Consider the following 24,706-nt stretch of genomic DNA (forward strand, 5'->3'; position numbering starts at 1 on the left):
ACCTTGAGCTACAGGATGACTGTTCTCTGGGTAATGATATTTGATGTGTCAACTTATCGGGACAGGACTGACGCACAAAATTTATCATCTGGGCTGGGTGTGGGGTGTGGGGTGTAGGGGTTTTTTTCTTTGATGAACCTATCCTCCGAAAACCTTATTTTTTCGTTTTTTTGCGTAAGTTTTAAGGGAATGGGGCATTGGAAAATTTTTTTCCCTAACCCCTAGACAAATTATTTATCTATGCTATGATTATTAATCGGTGAGTGTTTTAACGGCATTAACCAACCCGCCAGCATAGCACAGTGGTAGTGCATCCGACTTGTAATCGGAAGGTCGTCGGTTCAAATCCGACTGCTGGCTTTTGTACGTTCGCACATTAAATGTCGCTTTTTTTAAATTGATGTCGCATCGACTGTTTTTTAGAGTCAATCTAAGTTGGCTATGTTTTTGCAAATTAATGTTGTTTTTTCCTTCTAGAATTTTATGTGTTAACACAATTGTCTGTGCCTGGAATCCAACCAATTCTTCCTGAACGCAGAGAAAAGTGATATGATTGTTGGTTGATAGTTTTTTTACCTCTCCTGATTATAGCGCAATGATGCAATGACGCAATAGCGCAGAAGTTTTTTTCCTCAAATACTGTGCAAAAATAGAAGCCGCAAGCTTGAGCTTCAGATAGGATGGCAGAAGAAACTAGAGAGGTGAGGGGAAGAGTCCCCAAAGAGTTAAAAATTGCTTTTGAAGTTGCCTGTGCGCGTCTGGAAGTGACGCAAACTGCGGCTTTAGAGGAGGTGATTAGAGATTGGTTACAAAAAAAAGATTCCCCTGCGGGTGACAAGTCACAGGGAAGTTAAATGGCTATGCTGAAAATTAATAAAGTATTCGTAAAATATAATTCCTGAAAAGTAAACCTAAATGTTTGAGCAAACTTTTAAAAATATTGATGATGTTCTCTGGAAAGAGGCCGGGTGTACTACAGAGTTAGATTACACTGAACAAACCTCATGGTTATTGTTTTTGAAGTATTTGGATGATTTAGAACAGGAACGATTTGAAAAAGCGGAGTTAAGTGGCGAATCTTATACATTTATTATTGATCAAAAATATCGTTGGTCAGTTTGGGCAGCACCAAAAGATGAAAAGGGTAAATTAGATCATGACCATGCTTTAACTGGTGATGATTTAATCAATTATGTAAATAGTCAATTATTTCCATATTTACAAGGTTTTAAGCAACGGTCTAGCGGTTCAGATACCATAGAATATAAGATTGGCGAGATTTTTAGCGAAATTAAAAATAAGTTTCAAAGTGGTTATAGTTTGCGGGATGCGCTGGAATTTATTGATGAATTGAGATTTAGATCCCAGCAGGAAAAACATGAGTTATCCCATCTCTATGAAGCGAAAATCAAGAATATGGGAAATGCGGGGCGTAATGGTGGGGAATATTATACACCACGTCCTTTAATTCGGGCAATGATTCAGGTTGTAAAGCCAAAAATCGGTGAAAAAATTTATGATGGTGCTTGTGGTTCGGCGGGTTTTTTATGTGAAAGTTATGACTATTTAAGACAGGGTAAATTAACAACTAAACAACTGGAAATACTGCAAAAAAATACTTTTACTGGGAAAGAAAAGAAAAGTTTAGCTTATGTTATTGGCATCATGAATATGATTTTACATGGGATTGATGCCCCGAATATTATTCATACTAATACGTTGACGGAAAATCTTAGTGATGTTCAAGATAAAGATCGTTTTGATGTGATTTTAGCAAATCCTCCTTTTGGGGGGAAGGAACGGAAAGAAGTACAGAACAATTTTAATATTAAAACTGGAGAAACAGCGTTTTTATTTTTGCAGCATTTTATCAAAATGTTGAAGGTTGGAGGTAGGGCGGCGGTAGTTATTAAAAATACCTTTCTTTCTAATTCTGATAATGCTTCCCGTGCTTTGCGTCAAGAGCTTTTGAGTAGTTGTAATTTACATACTATTTTAGATTGTCCTGGGGGGACTTTTATCGGGGCGGGGGTGAAAACTGTAGTTTTATTTTTTGAGAAAAGAGAACCTTTAGACGCTATTCAGACTACACCGATTTTTAATCAAGGTAAGTCTATAAATGAACAAATGGCGACTAAAAAGATTTGGTATTATCAATTAGATCCGGGGCGAAGTTTGGGGAAAACAAATCCTTTAAATGATAATGATTTACGGGAGTTTGTGGAGTTACAAGCTACTTTTGCAGTGTCGGAAAAGTCTTGGTTAGTGGATATTGCTGATATTGATCAGGAGTCGTTTGATTTATCGGTGAAAAATCCCAATAAGGTGGAGGAAGTGAGGTTAAGAGAACCGCAGGATATTTTAGATGAAATTGTAGTTTTGGATCTGGAAACTGCGGAAATTTTAGAGATTATTGGGGGGATCGTGGTTTCGACTTCGCTCAATTAGCAATATAGAAAGTATTAAAAGATAAGGTGATTATGGAAAATAAGCAATTGCCAGAAGGATGGGAAATTAAAAAACTTGATGAATTATGTGAAATATATCGTGGTGGTTCACCAAGGCCAATTAAGGATTTTTTAACTAATGAACCAAATGGAATAAATTGGATTAAAATAAGTGATGCTTCGGTTAGTTCTAAATATATTTACGAGACTAAAGAGAAAATTAAACAAGATGGCGTAAAATACTCAAGATTAGTAAATGAAGGAGATTTTATTCTCTCAAATTCTATGAGTTTTGGTCGTCCATATATTATGCGTACATCAGGTTGTATTCATGACGGATGGCTGGTATTGAAAGATAAATCTGGACTCTTTGATCAGAATTACCTTTACTATTTTCTTGGCTCAAATACAACTTATCAACAGTTTGATAAACTTGCAGCAGGATCTACAGTTCGCAATTTGAATATTGACCTTGTTAGAAGTGTGAAAGTTCTTCTTCCCCCACTTCCAGAACAAAAGAGAATTGTAGCGATATTGGATGAGGCGTTTGAGGGAATTGATAGAGCAATAAGCAACACTGAAAAAAACCTCAGCAATGCACGGGAAGTATTTGAAAGTTATCTAAATTCTATTTTTAGTCAAAAAGGTGAAGGTTGGGAAGAGAAAAAACTACGTGAAATTGGTGGCAAAGTTTTCACTGGTCCATTTGGATCACTTTTACATAAATCTGACTATGTTTCTAACGGTATTCCAATAGTAAACCCAGCAAATATTGAAGACGAGAAGATTATTCCAAATTTCAGTAAAACTGTTAGTCCTGATACAGTTAAACGACTAAAATCTTACGTCTTAACAACAAATGATGTTGTAGTAGCTAGAAGAGGGGAAATAGGAAGATGTGCGGTTGTTACAGAAGAACAATCTGGATGTCTTTGTGGAAGTGGTTCTTTCTTTATCAAACCATTTGAAAATGTTAATTCAGTATTTCTTGCTCATCTTCTTAGGTCAGAAGTATACAGAAACCAACTAGAAAGACTTTCTACTGGCGCAACTATGCAAAATTTAAGTAATCAGTCACTTTCGGATCTAGTTATTGCTATGCCATCTTTAGATGAGCAGAATCAAATAACAAACAAAATTGATGATTTAAGAAATGAAACCCAACGCCTTGAAAATATTTACCTTCAAAAAATTGCTGCACTTAACGAACTAAAACAATCCATCCTGCAAAAAGCCTTTACAGGGGAACTAACGGTTCGACTTCGCTCACCGACCACAGCAGATAAAGGGATAACTGCAATGGAGGAAACAGCAGCATGATTACCCTTGAAACCCTTGAAAAATGGCTAAATGTACCAGCAGAAACAGAGAATCTTGAATTTAAAGAAGCCAAAAACCAATTTGATTCAACTAAACTTCTGAAATATTGTGTAGCACTGGCAAATGAAAAAGGTGGTTGTCTTGTTTTGGGCGTTACCAATAAACCACCCCGCCAAGTAGTAGGTACTCTAGCTTGGCCAACAGCAGATAGTTTAAATAAGATTAAAGCATATATAGTTGAAAAGCTCAGATTTCGGGTAGACGTTACAGAATTACATCATTGCGACGGACGAGTGCTGGTTTTTGAAGTACCAACCCGTCCCGTTGGGCAACCATTAGCCTTTGAAGGGGCTTACCTGATGAGAGCAGGGGAAGATTTAGTACCGATGACACCGGATGTACTTAAAAGCATTTTTGCAGAAGATCAACAAGATTGGTTTTCCCAAGCTGCTCGATCTGATGTCAGCCCTGATGACGTAATTAAGCTTTTAGATACTCAATCATACTTTGACCTGCTAAAGATTCCCTATCCAACTACCCGCGATGCTGTTCTTGATAGATTGCAAAGCCAACATTTAATTCTACAAACAGCACAGGGTTGGACAATTACAAACCTAGCAGCTATTCTTTTAGCAAAAAAACTAGATGCTTTTTCCCCTGCATTAGCTCGTAAAGCACCCCGTGTAGTTATTTACGAAGGTATAGATAAGTTAAAAACTCGTAATGAAATAACAGGTGTTAAAGGTTATGCAGTTGGTTTTGATGGATTAGTAGATTTTGTCCATTCAGCCGCACCACAAAATCGCTTTATAGAGGAAGTTGTGCGAGAAGAAGTAAAGATGTTCCCAAAACAGGCTTTAAGAGAACTGATTGCTAATGCTTTGGTACATCAGGATTTTTTGGCAACAGGTACTTCAGTGATGATCGAGATGTTTAGCGATCGCATTGAGATATCTAATCCTGGTATTCCACCCATTAAGGTAGAGCGATTTATTGATGAAAATCGTTCCCGTAATGAACAACTAGCTAATTTAATGCGACTTTTCGGTATATGTGAAGAAAAAGGTAGTGGCATTGATAAAGTTGTAACAGCAGCAGAAGAATCTCAACTACCTGCACCAGATTTCCGAGTAGGTGATACACGCACTACAACAATCCTATTTGCCTATCAGGATTTTGGGGATATGAGCAAAACAGACAGAATTAGAGCTTGTTATCAACATTGCTGTCTGTTATATGTCAATAATAAAAGAATGTCTAACCAGACACTACGGGAAAGGTTTGATTTAAGTGAAACACAGACAGCAACCGTATCTCAGATTATTGGTTATACAAAAGAAGCTGGATTAATCAAAGCAGATCAATCTGAAACCAATTCTACGCGCTATGCCAGATATCTGCCTTTTTGGGCGTAGATAGTGTTTTAGAGCAAATCGAGATCAGCAACTCTCAATTCATGAAACCCTTGCAGAACAAGCAAAAAAGTGTTTTAGAGCAAATCGAGATCAGCAACTCTCAATTACTGAAACCTTTGCAAAACCAACAAAAAAGTGTTTTAGAGCAAATCGAGATTAGTAACTCTCAATTCCCGAAACCCTTGCAGAACAAGCAAAAAAGTGTTTTAGAGCAAATCGAGATCAGCGAAATATGAACGAAGCCGAAACCTCTAGGTTGAGCGAAGCCGAAACCCGCGCCGAATTAATTGACCCCGCCTTAACTGCTGCTGCTTGGGGAGTTGTGGAACATAGTCGCATCCGTCGAGAAGTCATTGCTCCTGGCCGTTTAATTGGCAACGGTAAACGGGCAAAAGCAGATATCGCTGATTATGTATTAGTTTATCGTGGTGAAAAACTCGCTGTTATTGAAGCTAAAAAACGCGAATTACCTGATACGGAAGGTTTAGCACAGGCGAAAAAATACGCCGAAAAATTAAAAACTCGCTTTGCATATTCTACCAATGGTGTTGGCATTTACCAAGTAGATATGCACACCGGAAAAGAAGGTTATATAAACAAATATCCCACACCCGATGAACTATGGGAAGCTACCTTCCCTTCGACTCCGCTCAGGGAACAAGAACAAAAATGGCGCGATATTTTTGCAACTATTCCCTTTGAAGATAAAAGCGGTACGTGGGAAGCCCGATACTATCAACATAATGCCATCAAATATGTTTTAGAGGCGATCGCCCAAGGACAAAACCGAATTTTATTAACAATGGCCACTGGTACAGGTAAAACCTTTATCGCTTTCCAACTGGCCTGGAAACTCTTCCAAAGCCGATGGAACTTGAGCCGTGAACCCAAACGCCGCCCCAGAATACTATTTTTAGCAGATCGTAATATTCTTGCAGACCAAGCCTTTAACTCCTTTTCTGCCTTTCCTGATGATGCTTTAGTTCGCATAGCTCCCGAAACCATCAAAAAACGGGAGAGAGTTCCCAAAAATGGCAGCATCTTTTTTACAATTTTCCAAACCTTGATGACAGGTAAGGATGAAGAAGGTAAACCCACCCCCAAATTTAACGACTATCCTCCCAACTTTTTCGACTTTATTATTATTGATGAATGTCACCGAGGTGGAGCAAGTGACGAAAGCACCTGGCGAGGAATTTTAGAATACTTTTCCCCTGCGGTACAACTAGGACTTACTGCTACACCCAAACGTCAAAACAATGCTGATACCTACGCTTATTTTGGTGAGCCAGTTTATACTTATGCCCTCAAAGATGGTATTAATGATGGGTTTTTAACTCCCTTTAAAGTGCGGGAAATAGAAACCACTTTAGATGAATATATTTACAGCCCTGATGATGATGTCATAGAAGGGGCAATAGATGATGAAAAAACCTATACAGAAACAGACTTTAATCGCATTATTGAAATTGAAGAACGGGAACGCTATCGAGTACAACTGTTCATGGCAGAAATAGATCAAAATCAAAAAACTATTGTATTTTGTGCTAACCAAGATCACGCCCTGGCAGTAAGAAATTTAATCAATCAAATTAAGATTAGTAATAATCCTAATTATTGCCACAGAGTGACAGCTAATGATGGAAAATTAGGAGAACAACACCTGAAGAATTTTCAAGATAATGAAAAAAATATTCCTACTATTTTAACAACTTCGCAAAAACTTTCCACCGGGGTTGATGCTCGCAATGTGCGGAATATAGTCTTAATGCGTCCCATTAATTCCATGATTGAATTTAAACAAATTATTGGTCGTGGTACTCGTTTATATGATGGTAAGGATTATTTTACTATTTATGATTTTGTCAAAGCCTACGAACATTTTAACGATCCAGAATGGGATGGTGAACCCCAAGAACCTGTAAAAGTTACCAACAAAAAAGCACGGGAATTATCACCAAATACAGATAATAATACGACAAAAGAGAGAACCGAAAAAACAGAAGATACTACACCTAAAATAATTAAAGTTAAATTAGGAGATGGTAAAGAAAGAACTATTCAACATCAAATATCTACCAGCTTTTGGAGTGTAGACGGTAAACCCATAACTGCCGCAGAATTTGTAGAAAGGCTATTTGGTGAAATTCCCGAACTGTTTAAAAATGAAAATGAATTAAGAACTATTTGGAGTCGTCCAGATACAAGAAAAGCACTATTAGAAGGATTATCAGAAAAAGGTTATGATTCAGAACAATTAACAGAAATTAGCCGTTTAATTAATGCTGAAAAAAGTGATTTATATGATGTGTTAGCCTATATTGCTTATGCTGCTGTACCTATTAGCCGTCGGGAAAGGGTTCTAGCCCATAAATCGTTAATTTTCTGTAAATATGTAGGGAAACAACAGGAATTTCTGGATTTTGTGTTAGATCAATATATTAAGGATGGAGTAGAAGAACTGGATCGATCTAAGTTACCCCAACTATTAGAATTGAAATATCATACTATTCATGATGCCATTAAAGAATTAGGTAGCGTTGCTAATATTAGTGAAGTATTTATAGGATTTCAGCAGTATTTGTATTCACAGGATATAGCAGCTTAATTGGGCAAATTGTTACAATTAAGCTCTTTTGTATACTATGTGGGTTCTAGGAAACTAGATTAACAGTAGAACTAAGTACCCAAGCAAAATTAATTGTACATATTGATGGAAAACAAAAATGTCTGTATTCCTTACCTATTACCTATTACCTATTCCCTATTCCCTCTCCTAACTATAAAATTTATTTTGCACGACTACTTATCTTTAGCATCATCAGGCACATATTCCAAAAGTTCGCCTGGTTGACAGTTTAATGCCTTACAAATGCCATTTAACCTTTCTGCGGTTAATCGGGGCATTTTGTCAACCTTACGCAGCCTGTAAACTAACTGGCGCGTAACGCGCAGCGTGCCGTAGGCATAATATAGCTATAGACAAGGTAGTTAGGACATTCGCCCCCTCAACACTTAGACACTCTTAAACCTTGATTTCTCACTGTAACCTGTAACCTGTAACCTGTAACCTGTAACCTGTCACCTGTCACCTGTTATAGTTGATGTCCTAATCATGCATTGATTATCCTTAATTATCAATTATTCTTAATACTGTTCGGTTCAGGGAAAAGGGAGAAGGGATAAAAAAGAAAAACCTTTCACCTTTACCAAAACTAATTTACTACTTTTAAGTTCACAAAGCGAGTAGTTCTGTTCCCTTACCAAAATGTGCAATTTATTTTGCAAAACTACTTAAAAAACAACTAGCCTATGAAACTCAGTCTGTGCATAATTGTCAAAAATGAAGAAATTAATTTACCAAAGTGTTTGGGAAGTGTCAAAAATGTGGTAGACGAAATTGTAGTTCTCGATACAGGTTCAACTGATAAAACACTTCAAATCGCTCAACAATTCGGTGCTAAGGTACATTATTTTGAATGGTGTAATAATTTTAGTATCGCTCGCAACGAAGCTTTGAAATATGTCACCGGAGATTGGGTTTTAGTATTAGATGCTGATGAAACGCTTAAACCAGAAATTGTACCCTATTTAAAAGAAGCAATTAACATTCAAGATTATTTATTAATTAATCTTGTGCGTCAGGAAGTAGGTGCAAATCAATCACCTTATTCTTTGGTTTCTCGACTGTTTCGCAACCATCCTAAGATTAAATTTGATCGTCCTTATCATGCCTTAGTTGATGATAGCATTGCCGAAATTTTAAAGCAAGAACCCTATTGGCAAATTGGTTATTTACCAGAAGTAGCTATTCTTCATGCTGGATATCAAAAAGCTGTAATTAATCAGCAGAATAAATATGCTAAAGCCATAGCAGCAATGGAGGAATTCTTTGCAGTTAATCCTCATGATGCCTATGTTTGCAGCAAATTAGGTGCTTTGTATGTAGAAATAGGCAAAATTAATGAGGGGTTGGAGTTATTAAATCAGGGATTGAATCAGTTAATCAGTAATCAATTAATTCAGCCAAATAATCGCAGTGACAAAAATAAAACCCGTCTTCGAGGATTTCAAAATTCTCAATCAAGGAAAGTTGGGAATTATCTGGCTCAAGATATCAAGGAAACAAATTATGATATTTTGTATGAATTAAATTATCATTTAGGAATTGCCCATACACATTTAAAAAATTTACCCCAGGCTATTTCTCATTATCAAGCGGCTGTGAAATTACCGATTTATCCTCTGTTGAAATTGGGAGGATACAATAATTTAGGTAATTTGTTAAAAACTGCGGGGGATTTACAAGGGGCAAAAAATGCTTATGAAACCGCTATCAAAATTGACCCCAGTTTTGTGATTGGTTATTACAATTTGGGAATGGTATGTAAAGCTATGGGTTTGTTGGTTGAGGCTATTGATAATTATGACAAAGCTATTCAATTAAATCCTGATTATGCAGAAGCTTATCAAAATTTGGGAGTTGTGTTGCTGAAAGTAGGTGATGTGGAAAATAGTTTAGCAGCTTTTGAATTTGCGATCGCACTCCATGAACAAAACAATCCCCAAGAAGCCCACAGATTACGTCAAGGATTACAAGAAATGGGCATAATTCGGAAAGAAGGGAATAGGGAATAGGGAATAGGTGACAGGTGACAGGTGACAGGTGACAGTTAAGAGGGAATAGGGAATAGGGAACAGGGAATAGATGATCAATACATTATTCTCCCCTACACCCCTACACCCTTACACCCCTACACCCTTTTCTTCACCCCTACACCCCTACACCCTTACACCCCTACACCCTTTTCTTCACCCCTACACCCTTTTCTTCACCCTTACACCCCATTAAATCCGAGAACGGACAAATTTCTCTAACCTATCCATTCCCTTTTCAATAGTCGCCATATCAGTGGCGTAGGAAAGGCGAATGTTATTATCAGCACCGAAAGCCACGCCGGGAATGACTGCAACTTGATGTGCTTCTAATAAAGCATTGCAAAATTCCAGAGACTTTAAACCAGTTTTGCTGATATCAGGAAACAGGTAAAAAGCACCGTCTGGTTTAGGACAACTCAAACCCGGAATAGCGTTGAGTCTTTCAAACATTACCTGACGACGTTTAGCGAAAGCTTGACGCATTTCTTCTACACAGTCTTGGGAACTTTCCAAAGCTGCGATCGCCCCATATTGAGCAAAGGTACACACATTTGAGGTACTATGCCCTTGAATGGTACTGGCGGCTTTAATAATTTCCACAGGCCCTGCTAAATAACCCAGTCGCCAACCTGTCATGGAGTAACCTTTAGCAAAACCGTTACTAATTAAAGTCCGGTCAAAAATTTCTTTCCCTAGAGAACCGATGCTGATGTGTTCTGCACCGTCATAGAGAATCTTTTCGTAAATCTCATCAGATACAACTAAGATATCTGCATCAACTATCACCTTAGCTAAGGCTTGAATTTCCTCTGGTGTGTACACCATCCCCGTGGGGTTAGATGGAGAGTTGAGGACAAATAACTTGGTTTTGGCGGTAATGGCTTGTTTTAGCTGTTCTGGGGTAATTTTATAACCGGTTGAAGCATCGGTGTCTACAATTACTGATTTTCCACCAGCTAATGTCACCATTTCGGGATAACTTAACCAATAGGGTGCAGGAATAATTACCTCATCACCAGGGTCAATCAATGCCACAATCAAATTGTAGAGAGAATGCTTACCCCCATTAGTGACAAGCACATTCTCTGCCTTATAATCAAGACCATTATCAGTTTTTAGCTTGTGGGCGATCGCTTCCCTTAACTTTGGTTCACCAGCAGCGGGGCCGTACTTGGTTTTTCCTTCTTCCAAAGCTTTCGCAGCTGCGGCTTTGATATGCGCTGGTGTGTCAAAATCTGGTTCTCCAGCACTAAAACTACAAACATCTATACCCTCAGCTTTCATGGCCTTAGCTTTAGCTGCGATCGCTAAGGTTATGGAGGGTGTCACCTGACTTACTCTTGCTGCCAGCTTCATTCTACTTCTTTGGGCGAATCTCTATCCAATCTAAGGATATCCCAGAATCCCAGTTGAGATTTGCCTTTTGTAAATTCCTGCTGGGTTTGATTAACTATTTAGTTGCTAAACATTTGCACTGCATAGATTTCACCATTTGGTCTAGCAGCTATTCCATAGCCAAATTTACCATATTTAGGAGTGAGTATATTGGCGCGATGTCCATTACTATACATCCAACCCCGTTGGAAATTTTCTACTTGTTTGTAATTTAAGCCTAAATCACTAAAAGTACCTTTGTAAATGTTCTCTCCTACACCAACATGATGACTACCACCAACAGCCAGATAACGGTCTCTAGGATTTTTACCTTCAGGAGAGATATGACTAAAATAATTCCGATCCATCATATCCTGGGCATAACGTTGGGCTGCTTGTGACAGTAAAGGATCTGTCACTAAAGGTTTTAAGTTATTGAGAGTGCGATCGCGGTTTACTAATTCTACTGCAAACTTTTGCAACTCTGGTAAAGAACGTAATTGTTGAGCATTCCAAGCTGTAGCTTTGGGTTGGCCTATTTTCCAATTTGCACCACCATTACCATTGTATAAATCCGCTCCAAACATTCCCAATGGTGAAAGTTCAGTCCAGAAATAGTTAACATCTAATGGATACCCACGTAAGGCTTGGTTCATAAAATGGCTGACTGGGCCTGAAGCCCATAGCACTATAAATAAAAACAAGTATCTCCACCAAAGATTAACTTTTTTACTGGTCTTCATTTCTACGATTGACTATTGGTGATGCACATACATCAGATCATTGTGATTGTAAATTGAGACGATAACAATAGAGTATTTACTTATAACCAAAAATATTTCTTTAAGTATATATCTAGTGCATATTATCGTAATATATATTACAAACTCGTATATACATCATTGGTATCCACAATGCAGACAGAAGCAGTTTATCACATCATTCTCACACTCCTGACCTTTATTGAACGCAACGCCAAAGTTTACCGTGATAAAGTAGCCATTATTTATGAACAGCAAACATTTACCTACAGAGAATTTGCAGCGCGTGTCAATTGTTTAGCCTCAGCCTTGCGTTATGCTGGAATGGAAAAAGGGGAACGGGTGGCCTTCTTTGCTTTCAATACACCTCATTTCTTAGAAGCTCATTTTGCAGTTCCTCTGGCTGGAGGAATTTTAGTCTCTATTAATACCCGGTTAGCATCTCAAGAAGTTGCCTATATTCTCAACGACAGCGGGGCTAAATTTTTATTTGTGGATACAGAATTAGCAGATATCATTCGCCCTATTCAAAATGAATTAAAAACCGTTAAACATATTATTAATATCAATGATATACCTGGATTTACTCCCTTAGATGGAGAAGATTATGAACAATTTCTACAAACTGGTAATTCTGAAGCTTTACCTTGGGTAATTACAGATGAATTGGAAACAATTACCATTAATTATACTAGCGGCACTTCCGGTTATCCCAAAGGTGTTATGTACTCCCATCGAGGTGCATATCTTAGCACTTTAGGAGAAATTATAGAAATAAACTTAACTCCTAATTCAGTCTATCTTTGGACATTACCAATGTTCCATTGTAACGGCTGGTGTTTTCCTTGGGCAGTTACAGCTATTGGTGGCACGCATATTTGTTTACGCAAATTCCACCCCGCAAAAGTTTGGGAAATTATTCAAAAAGAACAAGTAACCCACTTTAATGCTGCACCAGTTGTCTTAATTTCTCTCCTCAATTATCGAGAACGTCCGCTAAGTTTAGAAAAACCCATCACAATTACCACCGCCGGCGCACCTCCATCACCAACATTAATTGAAAAATATACAGCTATTGGGGCAAAAATTATTCATGTTTATGGTTTAACAGAAGTTTATGGACCCTATACGATATGTGAATATCAATCAGATTGGGATAATTTCAACAACGCAGAAAAGGGGAAATTATTAGCCCGTCAAGGAGTAACTTATATTAGCGGTGATGGGTTACGAGTCGTAGATAAAAATATGCAAGATATCCCTGCTGATGGCACAACAATGGGGGAAGTAGTAATGCGGGGAAATATGGTGATGAAAGGTTATTATCATGATCCAGAAGGAACAGAAAAAGCTTTTCGTGGTGGTTGGTTTCACAGCGGAGATTTAGCTGTAATGCATCCAGATGGTTATATTGAAGTGCGGGACAGAATGAAAGACATCATTATTACCAATGGCGAAAATGTTTCTAGCATTGAAGTTGAACAATGTCTTTATCGCCATGAAGCAGTATTAGAATGTGCGGTCATTTCTGTACCACATAAAAAACGAGGCGAAGCACCAAAAGCCTTTGTGACTTTAAAAGAAGATGTGCAAGTTACAGAACAAGAATTAATCCAATTTTGTCGTAGTCAAATAGCAGCTTTTAAATGTCCAATTGCCATTGAATTTACTAATCTGCCAAAAACCAGCACTGGTAAAATTCAAAAATATATCCTCAGAAATAAAGAATGGGCAGGATATGAGAGAAAAATTCAAGGTGCGTAAGGAGTACCGAGTACCGAGTACCGAGTATTGAGTACCGAGTATTGAGTACCGAGTACCGAGTTTATAAAGTTCTGTCACCTATCACCTACTAATAGTCTTCATTTTCTGCAACTCTTTCCACCTTTGCTGTAATTCTTGCCAGTTAGGAGTCAAACCGCCATAGCGCCAACTTACATAAGCTTGACAAATTTCATCAATGACTTGAGCAGTTTCTCTCGGATGTTGGTTGTATGATATCTGAGCATATTCCAAAGGTGTCTGGGCTGGATGTTTACCCAAACCTTTTTCGGCTGTCCATTGCAGCACTTGTTGGTAAAGCCTTTCCATTGGTGGTAATTTCTTCAACCACCTACGGTTGAGCCATTTTCGCCACTCTACCCAACCCCACCAAGCAAAGAAAGCTGTAGTTGTTGCTACTATTAAAGCAGTAAAAATCCCTAACCAACCTTTGGAGAATAAAGCGAAAAACCAAGCGATCGCTCTAAAAAACCAGGTAAATAATGTTCCAAATATACCATTCAGCAACCCAGTTACCGGAGAAGGCAACCAACCCGCTATCCAGTTCCAAAACTGACGCAACACACTAAAAGTATGATCTTCTTCAATGGAAGGCGGAATTAAAGGATGATTAGGAATGGGGTCAAAGGCAAACCAGCCATATTTAGGGAAATACACCTCTGTCATGGCGTAAGCATCCGTATTGCGAACAATATACATCCCCGTAAACGGATTAAATTCCCCTGGTGCAAACCCAGCTACCAACCGTGCAGGAATGCCAATAGAACGCAACATCACAGTTAAGACAGTAGAAAAATGATCTGGATAACCACCTTGATGTTTAAATAAAAAGGCTTCTACCAAATCATCTTTTTTATCTAAATAAGGTAATCCTAAAGGATTTTCAGGAATAGAGTAATTTTGTTTGAGATACTGAGCTAAGTAAAGTGCTTTTTCGTAAGCTGAATCTAAAGTTCTCACATCTTTAGTGCGAGAAACCCGTTCACGATTATAATTCGCCAGAATTTCTTCCGTTTTCTGCCGCACCTTATCAGCAATTTCTGGCGGAATTTGCAAATAATAATTTTTAATCTCCGGTGGGTATTTATTTCCAGCCTTACCCAACAAAGTGCGATCGCGGGTGGGAACTTCTGAAAGTACAGTATAAGTCATCCCTTCCGACAATTGTACAGGCGATCGCAAACCCCCTTCCTGATCAACTGCGATCACAGGACCGGGAAAATATATTTCCTTCGGATAAGACAAAGCAGGTATCAAATTAGGCAAATCTGACACCACATTATAAGTTTGTACTACTTCCTTCGTAGGATTTGTAATTGGCGGAATATCCAGAGAAATTCTATAAGACCAAGAAGAACGCTGCACAGTAGTAACTTGATCATTCCGAGAAATTTGCCAACCCTTACCTGTATAGCGGTCAAAAGCCAAAACTCGCCAAAAACCTTCTGCTTGGGATCTTACCCGCATCACCACCTTGGGTTTCATCTCCCCCCGCAGGTTTTGGTTCATCTCACTATTAAAACCGTAGTAAAAATTATTATCTACCTGACCCGGTTCACCACTTCTTCCCTGACCAGTACCACTTCCTTCACCTTCCCCATTACCCCTACCCTGACGAACATAACCAGGGTTATCAATGTTGCGACCTGTAAAATTACCCTGAACATCAATTGGCGCACTCACAGGAAAAGAACGGAGTTGATAACCAGGAAATCTAGGCAAAACCGCAAAAATCCCTAATCCCAAAGCCACAATTACTAAAAAATTGCCAATTAAAACCTTAAAATTGGCACTTGTGATTTTCTTTTTGCTAAAACCTTCTTTTGTTAATGGACTCAAACCCAAACGGGAACGATAATCTAACACCAAAGTTGGTAAAGCCACACCCAAAAATAACAGCAACACAGGAGCGAAACCCATAGTTTGACTCATTGTTGCCGCTACACCCAACAAGATTAACCCAATTACAATGGAATAACCCAAATCCTTGCGCCGGGGAGTGTCATAGCTGTGTAGCACCTGAAGCTCAATCAGCAACTGTGCCAAATTTAGTCTTGTATCATTCCATTCGCCGATAAACCTACCAAAAAAAGCCCCCAAAGCCACTAACATTCCTATGGCAATACAGAACTTAACCGGAATATTAGCATTGCGGCGACGGTAGTAACTCCAAATTGCACCAACTATACTCAAAGGAACAGCCCAAAAACTAAAAGTAGTCTCCGATGCAATATCCGTCGCCACAGTCCCTAAAATTACTAGCCCTAGCACCAATACCCGCAAAAGAATAGAATCTTCCACTTCTGCTGAAGACGACCTCTGTTTATTTAGTCGCCAGTGATTAACTGCGGGTACACGCCAAAACCGATTTATCCTGGAGAAATTTAACATTTTGCAGTAAGTAGAACTATGATGTAGACGCTCAGGACACAATGCTAGAGATAAAAGCTAATTACCTTGTCTTCAACCGTAGCCTTACTCTATCTTAGCTTTAGACCCTTTTGAGTATCTGGTGGGAATCTACGCTTTTGTTGCAAGTGTCCTGCTCATAGCTACCTACTATAGATGACCTAATTAGTGTTTTGTGCAAAGAGAAGTACGCTGGAAAACCAGAATCATCATCTTTTTTTATTGATGTTTATCAACTGATAGTGTTGGTAGCAGTAATTAAGAAGACATCATGAGGTTAATGGCTAACAACAATGGTTGTTCTTCTATTTCTGGACATTCAACTGCCAACGTATAAGTCTTATTCACACGCTCACAGTATAATTCAACACTGGGTTTAGCTAAATTCGCTGATGTTGCTAGCACCTGCCCTGCGCCAAAAGCGTTGCCTCCAGCACTAGTGCTGCCAATCCCTGGGGTACTGTTTTCATGAAGTTTCAAAACCCCAGAAGTGGGTAACTCACCATGAACACATAACTTAGTTTGCTTACCCAGAGCTTGTAGTTCTACTCTAATACTGAGAGTTCCGCTATTAGTTTGCCATTGTTTTTCTATTACCGGATTGGTGAATGAAATTGGCAGAGTCAGATTTTCCAGTAGTTGTTTAGCGGCTATTAACGACAACGCCATCTGCTGACGTGGTTGTAAATCTGAGTAATCACTCTGGATATGGGGAATTGTTTCTAGCGCATCGACAGAGCGATAGGAACTCCTGAGTACCAAACCAGCTAAATCATTAATTAACTGGTAATCTTCTGGAAAAATACTCTCAACAGCCTGAACCAATTTAGGTCCCAAAGGTAGAGAAGATGTCAATAATAACTGACACTTTTCCATTAATTGCTGGAAAATTTTATCTGGTAAAGAAACTGGCAAATTGAGCTTTGATTGCTGTGCCAACCACCCCCAGGCAGGAACTAAAGCAATCGACGACTCTTCGACAAATTCAGGATAATCTATTAATTGGCTTTCCCAAGGGAATAAAGGTGGGTGGTTTTGGATTTCGACTTGTAACCGACGCTTGACAACGGCTTGGAAACGTTCTTGCACAGTAGGAATTTCTCCTAGTTGAAAGGTTTGGGGTTTTCCTCTCAATGTCAGCGCACTACTTGATCATGTAGCGTCTTCCTTGAGAGGGTCTTCTACCCCATCAATTTTCTCACACTCTACCGAGGGATGCTCGCCTGTTTGACATTATTTATTTGTCAACCACCAAGGGAGTCACTGGTATTGGTAAGGGTTGTGAGTCACTATTCATGGGTAGATGCACCAGATCCGGACACAACTGAGTTACGAATTTCCCAAGCTTGTTCCAAAATCTTAAACCAACGTTTTTGCAGTTGTGCCATTGACAAACCTAAAGTTTTAGCAATAGTTTCGTCAGATTGCCCTTTTTGCTTCAGATCCAATAAAGATCGCTGTTGAGCATCTAACTTTCCTGTATAGAGTTGCCATTGATTGGGAGTCAATCCTAAATTAGTGGGTAAAGAAACTTCTAACCATTCATGAACTAATTCCCAACGATGCAAGAGTGCAAACCGAATTAAATGATACTTAAAACGCTGTTGCAAGTAATCTCGCTGACGGGGTGTTAAACCCAAAACTGACTCAATCTCTTGTGCGGATAAATCCTGGAGACGCAGGGAGAAATAATCAGCACAGTCTGATTGTTGCCGTTGTTCGAGATAATTCATTAATTCGGTAACTACAACAGAACGCAAAGTATCTTCTTCCGGTTCTGCTTCTGTTTGCATGGCCATAGCAGCACGCAGTTGTTGTACTGCTGGTTCTTCCCAAAAACTATCTGTTTCATTGCTACTACCCTCCGCTGCTTGTTCTATATCCACACTAGTTTCTGGAGGCTGTTGTTGTGAAAAGGTTTGCGCTCGCAGAATAATTAGCTGTTGCTGACGGCCTGGTAAGGGAATACGCCGTTTACCATAGCGTTCTGTAAATGCCATGTACTCGGCTAATTCTAGTAGGGTTTGGGGGCGATAGGTTGGTTCTTGTTGGTTTTCCCTGCGAAAAGCATTTAAAGCTTCAAGATAAAAATTTTGCAGAAAATCTTCTATGATGGTCAGCCGCCCTTGATAACTCAATTGCTTCTGAGGAGGATTAATGTAACGATAAATTATGGCACTTAAGGTACTATGCAGTTCTACCCTGCCACGATTTGACCCTAACTGATAATACCGAAGGCATTGTTGTAGACGATATCGAGCTAGAGTCATGGCGGAACTTTCTATGTCACCAGATGCCTGAATGCGTTTACTTTCATTGCAAATTCGCAGGACTTCACCAGCAATTCGCAATGCCACATCACGGCAATTCTTGTGAGCAGCCTTGGTTGACTGCTGTAGTTCTTTCAATAGGAATTGAAATATAACCTCCACTCCAATAGACTTGTCTCCCTGAGTAGTTGCAGTTGCGGCTGAATTCATAGTCTGAATTTGAAAAAGACCCTAACATACTTAAATACAACCTTTAGGGCTGTGGGTGTTAGCTTAATAGATTTTGTGTATAAGCTATCAGTTGTCAGTGATCAGTTATCAGTTTTTTTCATTTTCACTGTTCCCTGTTCCCTGATTTAATATTTTGGACATCTATCAACACCTATTTACAAGTCATGACAGATATAGACGCACAAATTCAATTGTTGATTGACAATGCACCTCAAGATGGTATGACACCAACACTTGTAGCTACAATTGCTCCTGCGCTGAGAGCGATCGCCCAAAAGTTACGCCACCCCCATTACTATATTCTCCAAAATTTGCAGGATAGTTGGGTTTTAACTACACTAAGCAACAGAGTAAATCCAGAACTGGAAAAGCGCGTAGTTTACGCATTTCCAAGATTACAGGATGTTTCCCTGTCCTCATCTGCTGGGGTTGACCCTCAAGTAGTAGCTAAAGCTATTCCTGTTATTCATATTTTGTTTCAACTGACGGCATTAGAACCAGTAGATAGTATAGTTTTTTTTGAGACTCCTGGCACAACCAGCAACGCTATTGAAGTGCAGCGAACTGACCTACAAAACCTAATTCAACAACACCTGAAATCACCAAAACCCAATCGGCAAGTGCCTCACAATATTGCTTGAATCAATTTTAGATTTTAGATTTTGGATTTGGGATTGAACTGAAAATCTAAAATCTAAAATCCAAAATTCCCTAATAAAGCCGACTTAGTACATAATCCGTCATGTTAATTAGTGCTTGCCGTGATTCTGATGATTCTAGGAAAGCAATATGTTCAGCGGCAGCCTTAGCATGGTGAGCAGCTAAGTCTCTAGCCTTTTGTATGCCTTGGCTATCAGCAACCATCCCCAAGGCTTGCTCTAAATCACCTTCTTGGGCAAACTCTCTTTCAATTAGCACTTCTAGGTAAGGTTGTTCTTCCAGGGCAAATAACACTGGTGCAGTCAGATTACCACTTTTAAGATCTGATCCGGCTGGTTTACCCAAGGTGTCTGTAGAACCCGTGAAATCTAGAATATCATCTACTATTTGGAATGCCAGACCAAGATGCTTACCATAGTTATACAAATTTTCAGCACTCTCTAGTGAAACATCACTTAGTAAGCCAGCAGCTTTAGAACTGTTAGCAATTAACGAGGCTGTTTTGTAATAGCTCTTTTTGAGGTACGTTTCCGTAGAGAGATTTGTATCAAAACGATTCAAACCTTGTTGGATTTCCCCAGCAGCCAAATCCATAATCACTTCTGAAAGCAGTTTGACTACGTCCAAATTGTCCAGATTGGCTAAATACCAGGATGATTGAGCAAAGAGAAAATCTCCTGCTAGTACGGCAATGCGATTTCCAAACAAGCTATGAACCGTCGGCACACCACGGCGTACATTTGATTCATCGACTACATCATCATGTACTAAACTGGCTGTGTGAATCATTTCTGTGATTTCCGCCAAGCGTCGATGACGGGGCGTAATTTCTTTTTCTAGCATGGTCGCCCGCGATATCAGCAGCACTATTGCTGGTCTGATGCGCTTGCCCCCAGCTCCGAATAAATGCTCGGCTGCTGCATAGAGTATGGGGTGGCGATTTCCAACTAGCTGTGTGAGGTTATCTGCTAGTATTTGCAGGTCTGCTTCCACAGGGGTAAACAGAGAGGTGGCTGGGGTCATGGATGGGCGGACTCTGACTTAGGTTACGAAAGTTTACATATCCTTTACTCATTTTAAGATAAACCATAGTCAGCGCAAAGTTGTCATCCCGTGCCATACTTTTCAGATCAGCTGTGAAGCCCTGCGGGCATAGCTGCGCTTCATACATAGCGTCTTTGCAGGAAATAAGAGGCACAAAATTCAAAATCAATAACGGGACTTAAACATTTTTCAGGAATAAATAAGCCTCAAAAGCTTACAGGACAAGGGAAATACATTAAATGCCCAAAAATGTCAGACACCCAGATATACCAACAAACCAACCAAAATGATGTCAAATTCCTTTGGAATATACGTTTGAGTTTATTTGGATGTATTTTTTGTTACTATGATAGGTTATAACCACCTTAGAGATCCCTATGTCGTCAAAAGCAGAAAAGCCTGTGTGTCAACATTGAGAAAATTTGAAATTTAGTCCAAAAGTTAGCTAAAAATTCAGGACGGGTGTGTTACGCTAGAGTATAGGAATTTTAAATCTTTCAGATATTCACCCACCCAAAAAAGTAAATCATCTTTAGGTGATTTTACTCATGGGAATTGTGAGTCCAAAATAACAAGTTGCCGACAGAATGAAGGGAATGATTCCTAACTGTTTGCTGTGCGGCCAGAAGACCTTTCGTGTTGGATGATGTGTTTTCTGTTAGGAAAACTACTACACCTATTCAGCTAAGGTTGAGCATAGGTATAGTCCTGACTCGATTGGTGTGAGGGTAAATAACGCAGACTAGGTAGACTGCTGAGACGCGCAGTTCTAAATTGCTAAATAGCAACCGAACTGCTGTCGGATGTGTGGTCTGCGAAAAAGTAAATTAAATAATAAATTGCTTGACCGGAGAGAATTAATACTCTACTGGTTGGATTTGCGTAGCCAACTACAGCAATCAAGATTGTGCTTGATTCGCTGAAGTCCTGCTATTTTCGTATGCAAATTTATCTTCTTTTGAAAGCAGAGTTGGTGGAACAATGATTTATGGGAATATGCCTATGATGATATTTATTTTAGCTGCTGGATATTTATTGACAGTCTACTTGTTATTGGCATTAGCAAAACGAACAGGTAGGAATAGTGTGATGAAAAGTAGAAATTCTTTTACCCAGGGGCAGCACGGGCAAGAAAGAGGCTTAAGGACAAAAGTGACTGAAGTCGTGAATAGCCAATGAAATTTTAGATTTTAGATTTTAGATTTTGGATTAAGGTAGTTCAGTATTCCTAGTCCACAACCAAGCTGATTGTCGGTAACACAAATCTAAAATCACAAATCTAAAATCCAAAATTTTCTGCCCAATGACTTAAGAAACTGTGGCATCACTCAAATATACTTGTTCTACCAAAGGTGTGTAGCCTAACCACTGTAATCCAGACTGAGCAAACTGTTGTGGACAACCACTGACAGCGAAGCGAGTAGGCATTGGTAGGTGAGTATTTCTGATGCTTAATAAGTCTAACTCTTGAGCGCAAGCTGCTACAACATGAACAGCAGGATCAACTAACTTGACATGGGGAGGTAGGAGCGATCGCAGTACAGGTGCTAACAGGGGATAATGGGTACAGCCGTAGACTAAAGTATCAATTTCCTGTTTTATTAAACGTTCTAGGTAGGATCTAGCTACTTCTGTAGTGTAGGGGTCGTGGATGCGATTTTGTTCAATTAATGGCACAAATTCTGGACAACTAACTTGCCAGACTTGGACATCGGGTTGTATTTCCATAATAGCCTGACGATAGGCATTGCTTTTAGCAGTAGCTGGAGTCGCAATGACACCAATACGCTTACCTTGTTGTACTGCGGCTTTTGCTCCTGGTAACACTACTCCAAGAATAGGGAAATTAAATTCTTGGCGTACATTTTCTAAAGCTAGGGCAGAACTGGTATTACAAGCCATAACTACCATTTTCACCCGTTGCTGCTGCATCCAGTTCAGTATTTCCCTCACATATTGTAAAATTTCTGCTTGTGAACGGATGCCATAAGGAAGGTGAGCAGTATCGCCAAAGTATATAATAGATTCATTAGGAAGTTGCTTATAAATTTGTCGCAGTACCGTCAGTCCTCCTACACCGCTGTCAAACACCCCAATGGCACGTTGAGCATCTTGATCAGAGAAACAGTCGTCAAAATTACCTTCAAAAAGGGAAGATGAATACACAGGCAAATTATTGATTGAGAGTTTGCTATTTAAAATACAGAATTTAGCAGACAATTTGATGATTGACTACTAAATTATGGGGAACAGGGGAAGCAGGGGGTAGAGGAAAAATTACTTCTTTCTTCTTCTTTCTTCTTCTTCTGAACTCCTGAACTCCTGATAGCGGAGCGTGGCGTAAGCCATACTCCTGAACTCCTTCTTTATCTTTGTTGTAAATATTTGAGAATACCACGAGCGATCGCATCAGCCATACGACTTTGGTATGCTGGTGATCCTAAACGGGGATTATCCTCATAGCCAGTCATATAACCTGTTTCCACTAAAATTGCGGGCATAGTATTTTTTCTAAGCACATAAAATCTAGCTTTACGAGTTCCTCTATCTTTGATAGTGCTGATATCTTGGAGAATAGTCTTGCGGACGGTTTCTGCCAGTTCATAACCACTGTCATAATAATATACTTCTAAGCCACTGACATCAGGACGATTATCAACAGAGTTAGCGTGAATACTGACAAATAACGTTGCATTGACCCGCTTGGCTATATCCACACGCCCTTGCAATTCCACAAAAAAGTCTGCATCTCGTGTCATTACTGCTTGTACGCCATTTTGTTCCAAAATAGCCGCCACCCTTTTTCCAATAGGCAGAATCACATCCTTTTCTAACAACCCACCTATACCAGGAGCGCCTGAATCTTTACCACCATGTCCGGGGTCAATTACTACTATAAATTTACCTTTAGGAACTGATAAACGAGGCTGTTGACGTGGTTGAGGATTTTCGATCACGGAATCTGGTAGCTGTCCTCTGCTGTCTGGTAAGGGAGGAAGAGTAATGGGAGGTTGTAACCGACGAGAGCTTTGTAATTGCAGAGCTAATATTTGCTCTCCTAATTGGTTTAGTTCGCCAATTTGTATGCCTGATGCTGGTTGAACCAGGACAATGACATTGTTAGGTGCTTGTGCTTGTAAACGCACTCTGAGAACAGGACTATTAGCATCAAAAGCTGGTCCTTGTACTTTACTAGCTAACTTGGCATTAGGGATAGTAATGCGAAATAAACCAGAACTTCTATCCCAGCCACCCGTAGCTGATACAGCTTGGTTAGCTTTAATTAGTAATTGCGTGCCATTAGCAGCCAATTCCACAGATTGAATTGTAGCAGGAGCGTTGCTAACAATTTGTGTGGCAGCTTGATTTTCTGGTAATCTAGTGAAGCGATTAGGTAGAACAACAAAACCATCACTACCGCTACTTGTGGCTCGCCAGTCAGGGCTGTTGCTATCTACCCGCAAAGTCATGCGGACACTAGGGTTTCTACCTGAGAGTTGGGTAAATTGGATACGGCTAACACCATAACGATTAATCAACAAATCCCGTTGTCTAAGATTTGGTGATAATGCTGCACCGATAATGTCTAAATTTATATTGCGATTATCTGGCCCGCGATTAACTTGAATTTGAGGACTACCACCACTGGTCTTAATAAAAAAACCATCACCTGTAACCCGCAAATTCTCAATTTGAATCACTCGCGCTATGGTGTTGCTTGCCATTTCTGGGTTAGACAGGGTGACAGGAGATGTTGTCACCATGTTGTAATTTCTGGGAGCGACTGGGGGGGTATATGGTGATGGTGGGGGTGTAAATGAGGATCTTAGTGCTACTTGATCATCTATATTCCCAGTAGATGGTTCTGCTTCAGCAACTATTTGTGGTAATTGTACTAGCCACCGACTGCCAGTATTAGCTGTAAATTTTACTAAATTAGGGTCTAGGGTATAACCGGGATTTAGTTCGACAACTAGGCGTGTTGTTTGTTCGTCAAACTGGCCAATCCGGATAGCGCGAATTGATCCACCTATTTGTTGGGTTAACTGGGGGCGGCCAAAGGTAGTACCCGGCAAATCAATTACTAACCGAGTTGGGTTAAAAATTAGTTGTGCTTGGGGTTGAACAGGACTAGAAGTATTAATTTCTAGTCGATTTTGATTGGTATCAAACCGCCAAGATTCTAATCTCGCAGCCATTGCAGGCGATGATAGCATGAAGATAGTTCCCACAGTGCTGGGTATTAACCAGTGTAGTTTCACAGTCATTTCTCCTGATTCGTATTCATGGAAGTCGTCAATATCTCAACATTTTGGTAATTCCTCACACCTTTA

Annotated in this window: 18 protein-coding genes and 1 tRNA gene; 10 read left to right on the forward strand and 9 right to left on the reverse strand. The window is 39.5% G+C overall.

The features are described from left to right. Positions 1-288: 288 nt before the first annotated feature. The 6 genes from A0J48_RS04855 to hsdR all read left to right on the forward strand — a co-directional run bounded on the left by A0J48_RS04855 (position 289) and on the right by hsdR (position 7,790). Positions 289-360 (forward strand) — tRNA-Thr (locus A0J48_RS04855). Between the two features lie 320 nt (positions 361-680). Continuing rightward, a complete protein-coding gene (locus A0J48_RS04860) occupies positions 681-854 on the forward strand; it encodes a hypothetical protein (protein WP_200320859.1) in 174 nt (57 codons plus the stop codon). Between the two features lie 61 nt (positions 855-915). Next, positions 916-2,448, forward strand: coding sequence for a class I SAM-dependent DNA methyltransferase (locus tag A0J48_RS04865; protein ID WP_200320860.1), 1,533 nt, complete (start codon positions 916-918; stop codon positions 2,446-2,448). 32 nt (positions 2,449-2,480) lie between these two features. Then, positions 2,481-3,767, forward strand: a complete 1,287-nt coding sequence (locus A0J48_RS04870; protein ID WP_200320862.1) for a restriction endonuclease subunit S — start codon at positions 2,481-2,483, stop codon at positions 3,765-3,767. Beyond that, positions 3,764-5,182, forward strand: a complete 1,419-nt coding sequence (locus A0J48_RS04875; protein ID WP_234300715.1) for an ATP-binding protein — start codon at positions 3,764-3,766, stop codon at positions 5,180-5,182. The genes A0J48_RS04870 and A0J48_RS04875 overlap by 4 nt, the downstream gene beginning before the upstream one ends. A 256-nt stretch (positions 5,183-5,438) precedes the next feature. Then, positions 5,439-7,790 carry an EcoAI/FtnUII family type I restriction enzme subunit R gene (hsdR, locus tag A0J48_RS04880; protein ID WP_200320898.1) on the forward strand — a complete coding sequence of 784 codons (2,352 nt, stop codon included), beginning with the start codon at positions 5,439-5,441 and terminating at the stop codon, positions 7,788-7,790. A gap of 194 nt (positions 7,791-7,984) precedes the next feature. On the opposite strand, the gene A0J48_RS04885 is transcribed toward hsdR, so the two are convergent. After that, positions 7,985-8,137, reverse strand: coding sequence for a helix-turn-helix domain-containing protein (locus A0J48_RS04885; RefSeq protein WP_267910271.1), 153 nt, complete (start codon positions 8,135-8,137; stop codon positions 7,985-7,987). A 357-nt stretch (positions 8,138-8,494) separates the two neighbouring features. Here A0J48_RS04885 and A0J48_RS04890 point away from each other — a divergent pair, with 357 nt between their 5' ends. Beyond that, positions 8,495-9,820, forward strand: coding sequence for a glycosyltransferase family 2 protein (locus tag A0J48_RS04890; protein ID WP_200320866.1), 1,326 nt, complete (start codon positions 8,495-8,497; stop codon positions 9,818-9,820). A gap of 210 nt (positions 9,821-10,030) precedes the next feature. Here the strand turns inward: A0J48_RS04890 and A0J48_RS04895 are convergent, their stop codons facing one another. Beyond that, the gene (locus A0J48_RS04895; protein WP_200320868.1) at positions 10,031-11,197 is read right to left on the reverse strand and encodes a pyridoxal phosphate-dependent aminotransferase; all 1,167 of its coding nucleotides are present in this window, start codon (positions 11,195-11,197) and stop codon (positions 10,031-10,033) included. A 98-nt stretch (positions 11,198-11,295) separates the two neighbouring features. After that, positions 11,296-11,871, reverse strand: coding sequence for a CAP domain-containing protein (locus A0J48_RS04900; RefSeq protein ID WP_234300717.1), 576 nt, complete (start codon positions 11,869-11,871; stop codon positions 11,296-11,298). 258 nt (positions 11,872-12,129) lie between these two features. On the opposite strand from A0J48_RS04900, the gene A0J48_RS04905 reads away from it, so the two are divergent. Continuing rightward, positions 12,130-13,740 (forward strand): acyl--CoA ligase family protein, encoded by a 1,611-nt coding sequence (locus tag A0J48_RS04905; protein ID WP_200320872.1) that lies wholly within the window; start codon positions 12,130-12,132, stop codon positions 13,738-13,740. Positions 13,741-13,821: 81 nt separating this feature from the next. On the opposite strand, the gene A0J48_RS04910 is transcribed toward A0J48_RS04905, so the two are convergent. The 3 genes from A0J48_RS04910 to hetZ all read right to left on the reverse strand — a co-directional run bounded on the left by A0J48_RS04910 (position 13,822) and on the right by hetZ (position 18,647). Further along, positions 13,822-16,149, reverse strand: coding sequence for a transglutaminase TgpA family protein (locus A0J48_RS04910; protein WP_200320874.1), 2,328 nt, complete (start codon positions 16,147-16,149; stop codon positions 13,822-13,824). 276 nt (positions 16,150-16,425) lie between these two features. Further along, positions 16,426-17,301, reverse strand: coding sequence for a PatU (locus A0J48_RS04915; protein WP_200320876.1), 876 nt, complete (start codon positions 17,299-17,301; stop codon positions 16,426-16,428). A gap of 155 nt (positions 17,302-17,456) precedes the next feature. Next, positions 17,457-18,647: a heterocyst differentiation protein HetZ gene (gene hetZ, locus A0J48_RS04920; RefSeq protein ID WP_200320878.1), complete on the reverse strand. Its 1,191-nt coding sequence runs from the start codon at positions 18,645-18,647 to the stop codon at positions 17,457-17,459. Between the two features lie 185 nt (positions 18,648-18,832). Between hetZ and A0J48_RS04925 the strand changes: the two genes are divergently transcribed. After that, a complete protein-coding gene (locus A0J48_RS04925; RefSeq protein WP_200320880.1) occupies positions 18,833-19,309 on the forward strand; it encodes a hypothetical protein in 477 nt (158 codons plus the stop codon). A gap of 70 nt (positions 19,310-19,379) precedes the next feature. On the opposite strand, the gene sds is transcribed toward A0J48_RS04925, so the two are convergent. Beyond that, the gene (gene sds / locus A0J48_RS04930; protein WP_200320882.1) at positions 19,380-20,351 is read right to left on the reverse strand and encodes a solanesyl diphosphate synthase; all 972 of its coding nucleotides are present in this window, start codon (positions 20,349-20,351) and stop codon (positions 19,380-19,382) included. A 1,002-nt stretch (positions 20,352-21,353) separates the two neighbouring features. On the opposite strand from sds, the gene A0J48_RS04935 reads away from it, so the two are divergent. Beyond that, the gene (locus A0J48_RS04935) at positions 21,354-21,551 is read left to right on the forward strand and encodes a hypothetical protein (RefSeq protein ID WP_200320884.1); all 198 of its coding nucleotides are present in this window, start codon (positions 21,354-21,356) and stop codon (positions 21,549-21,551) included. Between the two features lie 129 nt (positions 21,552-21,680). On the opposite strand, the gene murI is transcribed toward A0J48_RS04935, so the two are convergent. Beyond that, positions 21,681-22,538 carry a glutamate racemase gene (gene murI / locus A0J48_RS04940; RefSeq protein ID WP_200320886.1) on the reverse strand — a complete coding sequence of 286 codons (858 nt, stop codon included), beginning with the start codon at positions 22,536-22,538 and terminating at the stop codon, positions 21,681-21,683. Positions 22,539-22,738: 200 nt separating this feature from the next. Further along, positions 22,739-24,634, reverse strand: a complete 1,896-nt coding sequence (locus A0J48_RS04945; protein WP_200320900.1) for an N-acetylmuramoyl-L-alanine amidase — start codon at positions 24,632-24,634, stop codon at positions 22,739-22,741. Positions 24,635-24,706: the final 72 nt, after the last annotated feature.

Origin of the sequence: Sphaerospermopsis aphanizomenoides BCCUSP55 (assembly GCF_001586785.1) — a bacterium.
In the GTDB taxonomy this organism is placed as follows: Bacteria; Cyanobacteriota; Cyanobacteriia; order Cyanobacteriales; family Nostocaceae; genus Sphaerospermopsis_A; species Sphaerospermopsis_A aphanizomenoides_A.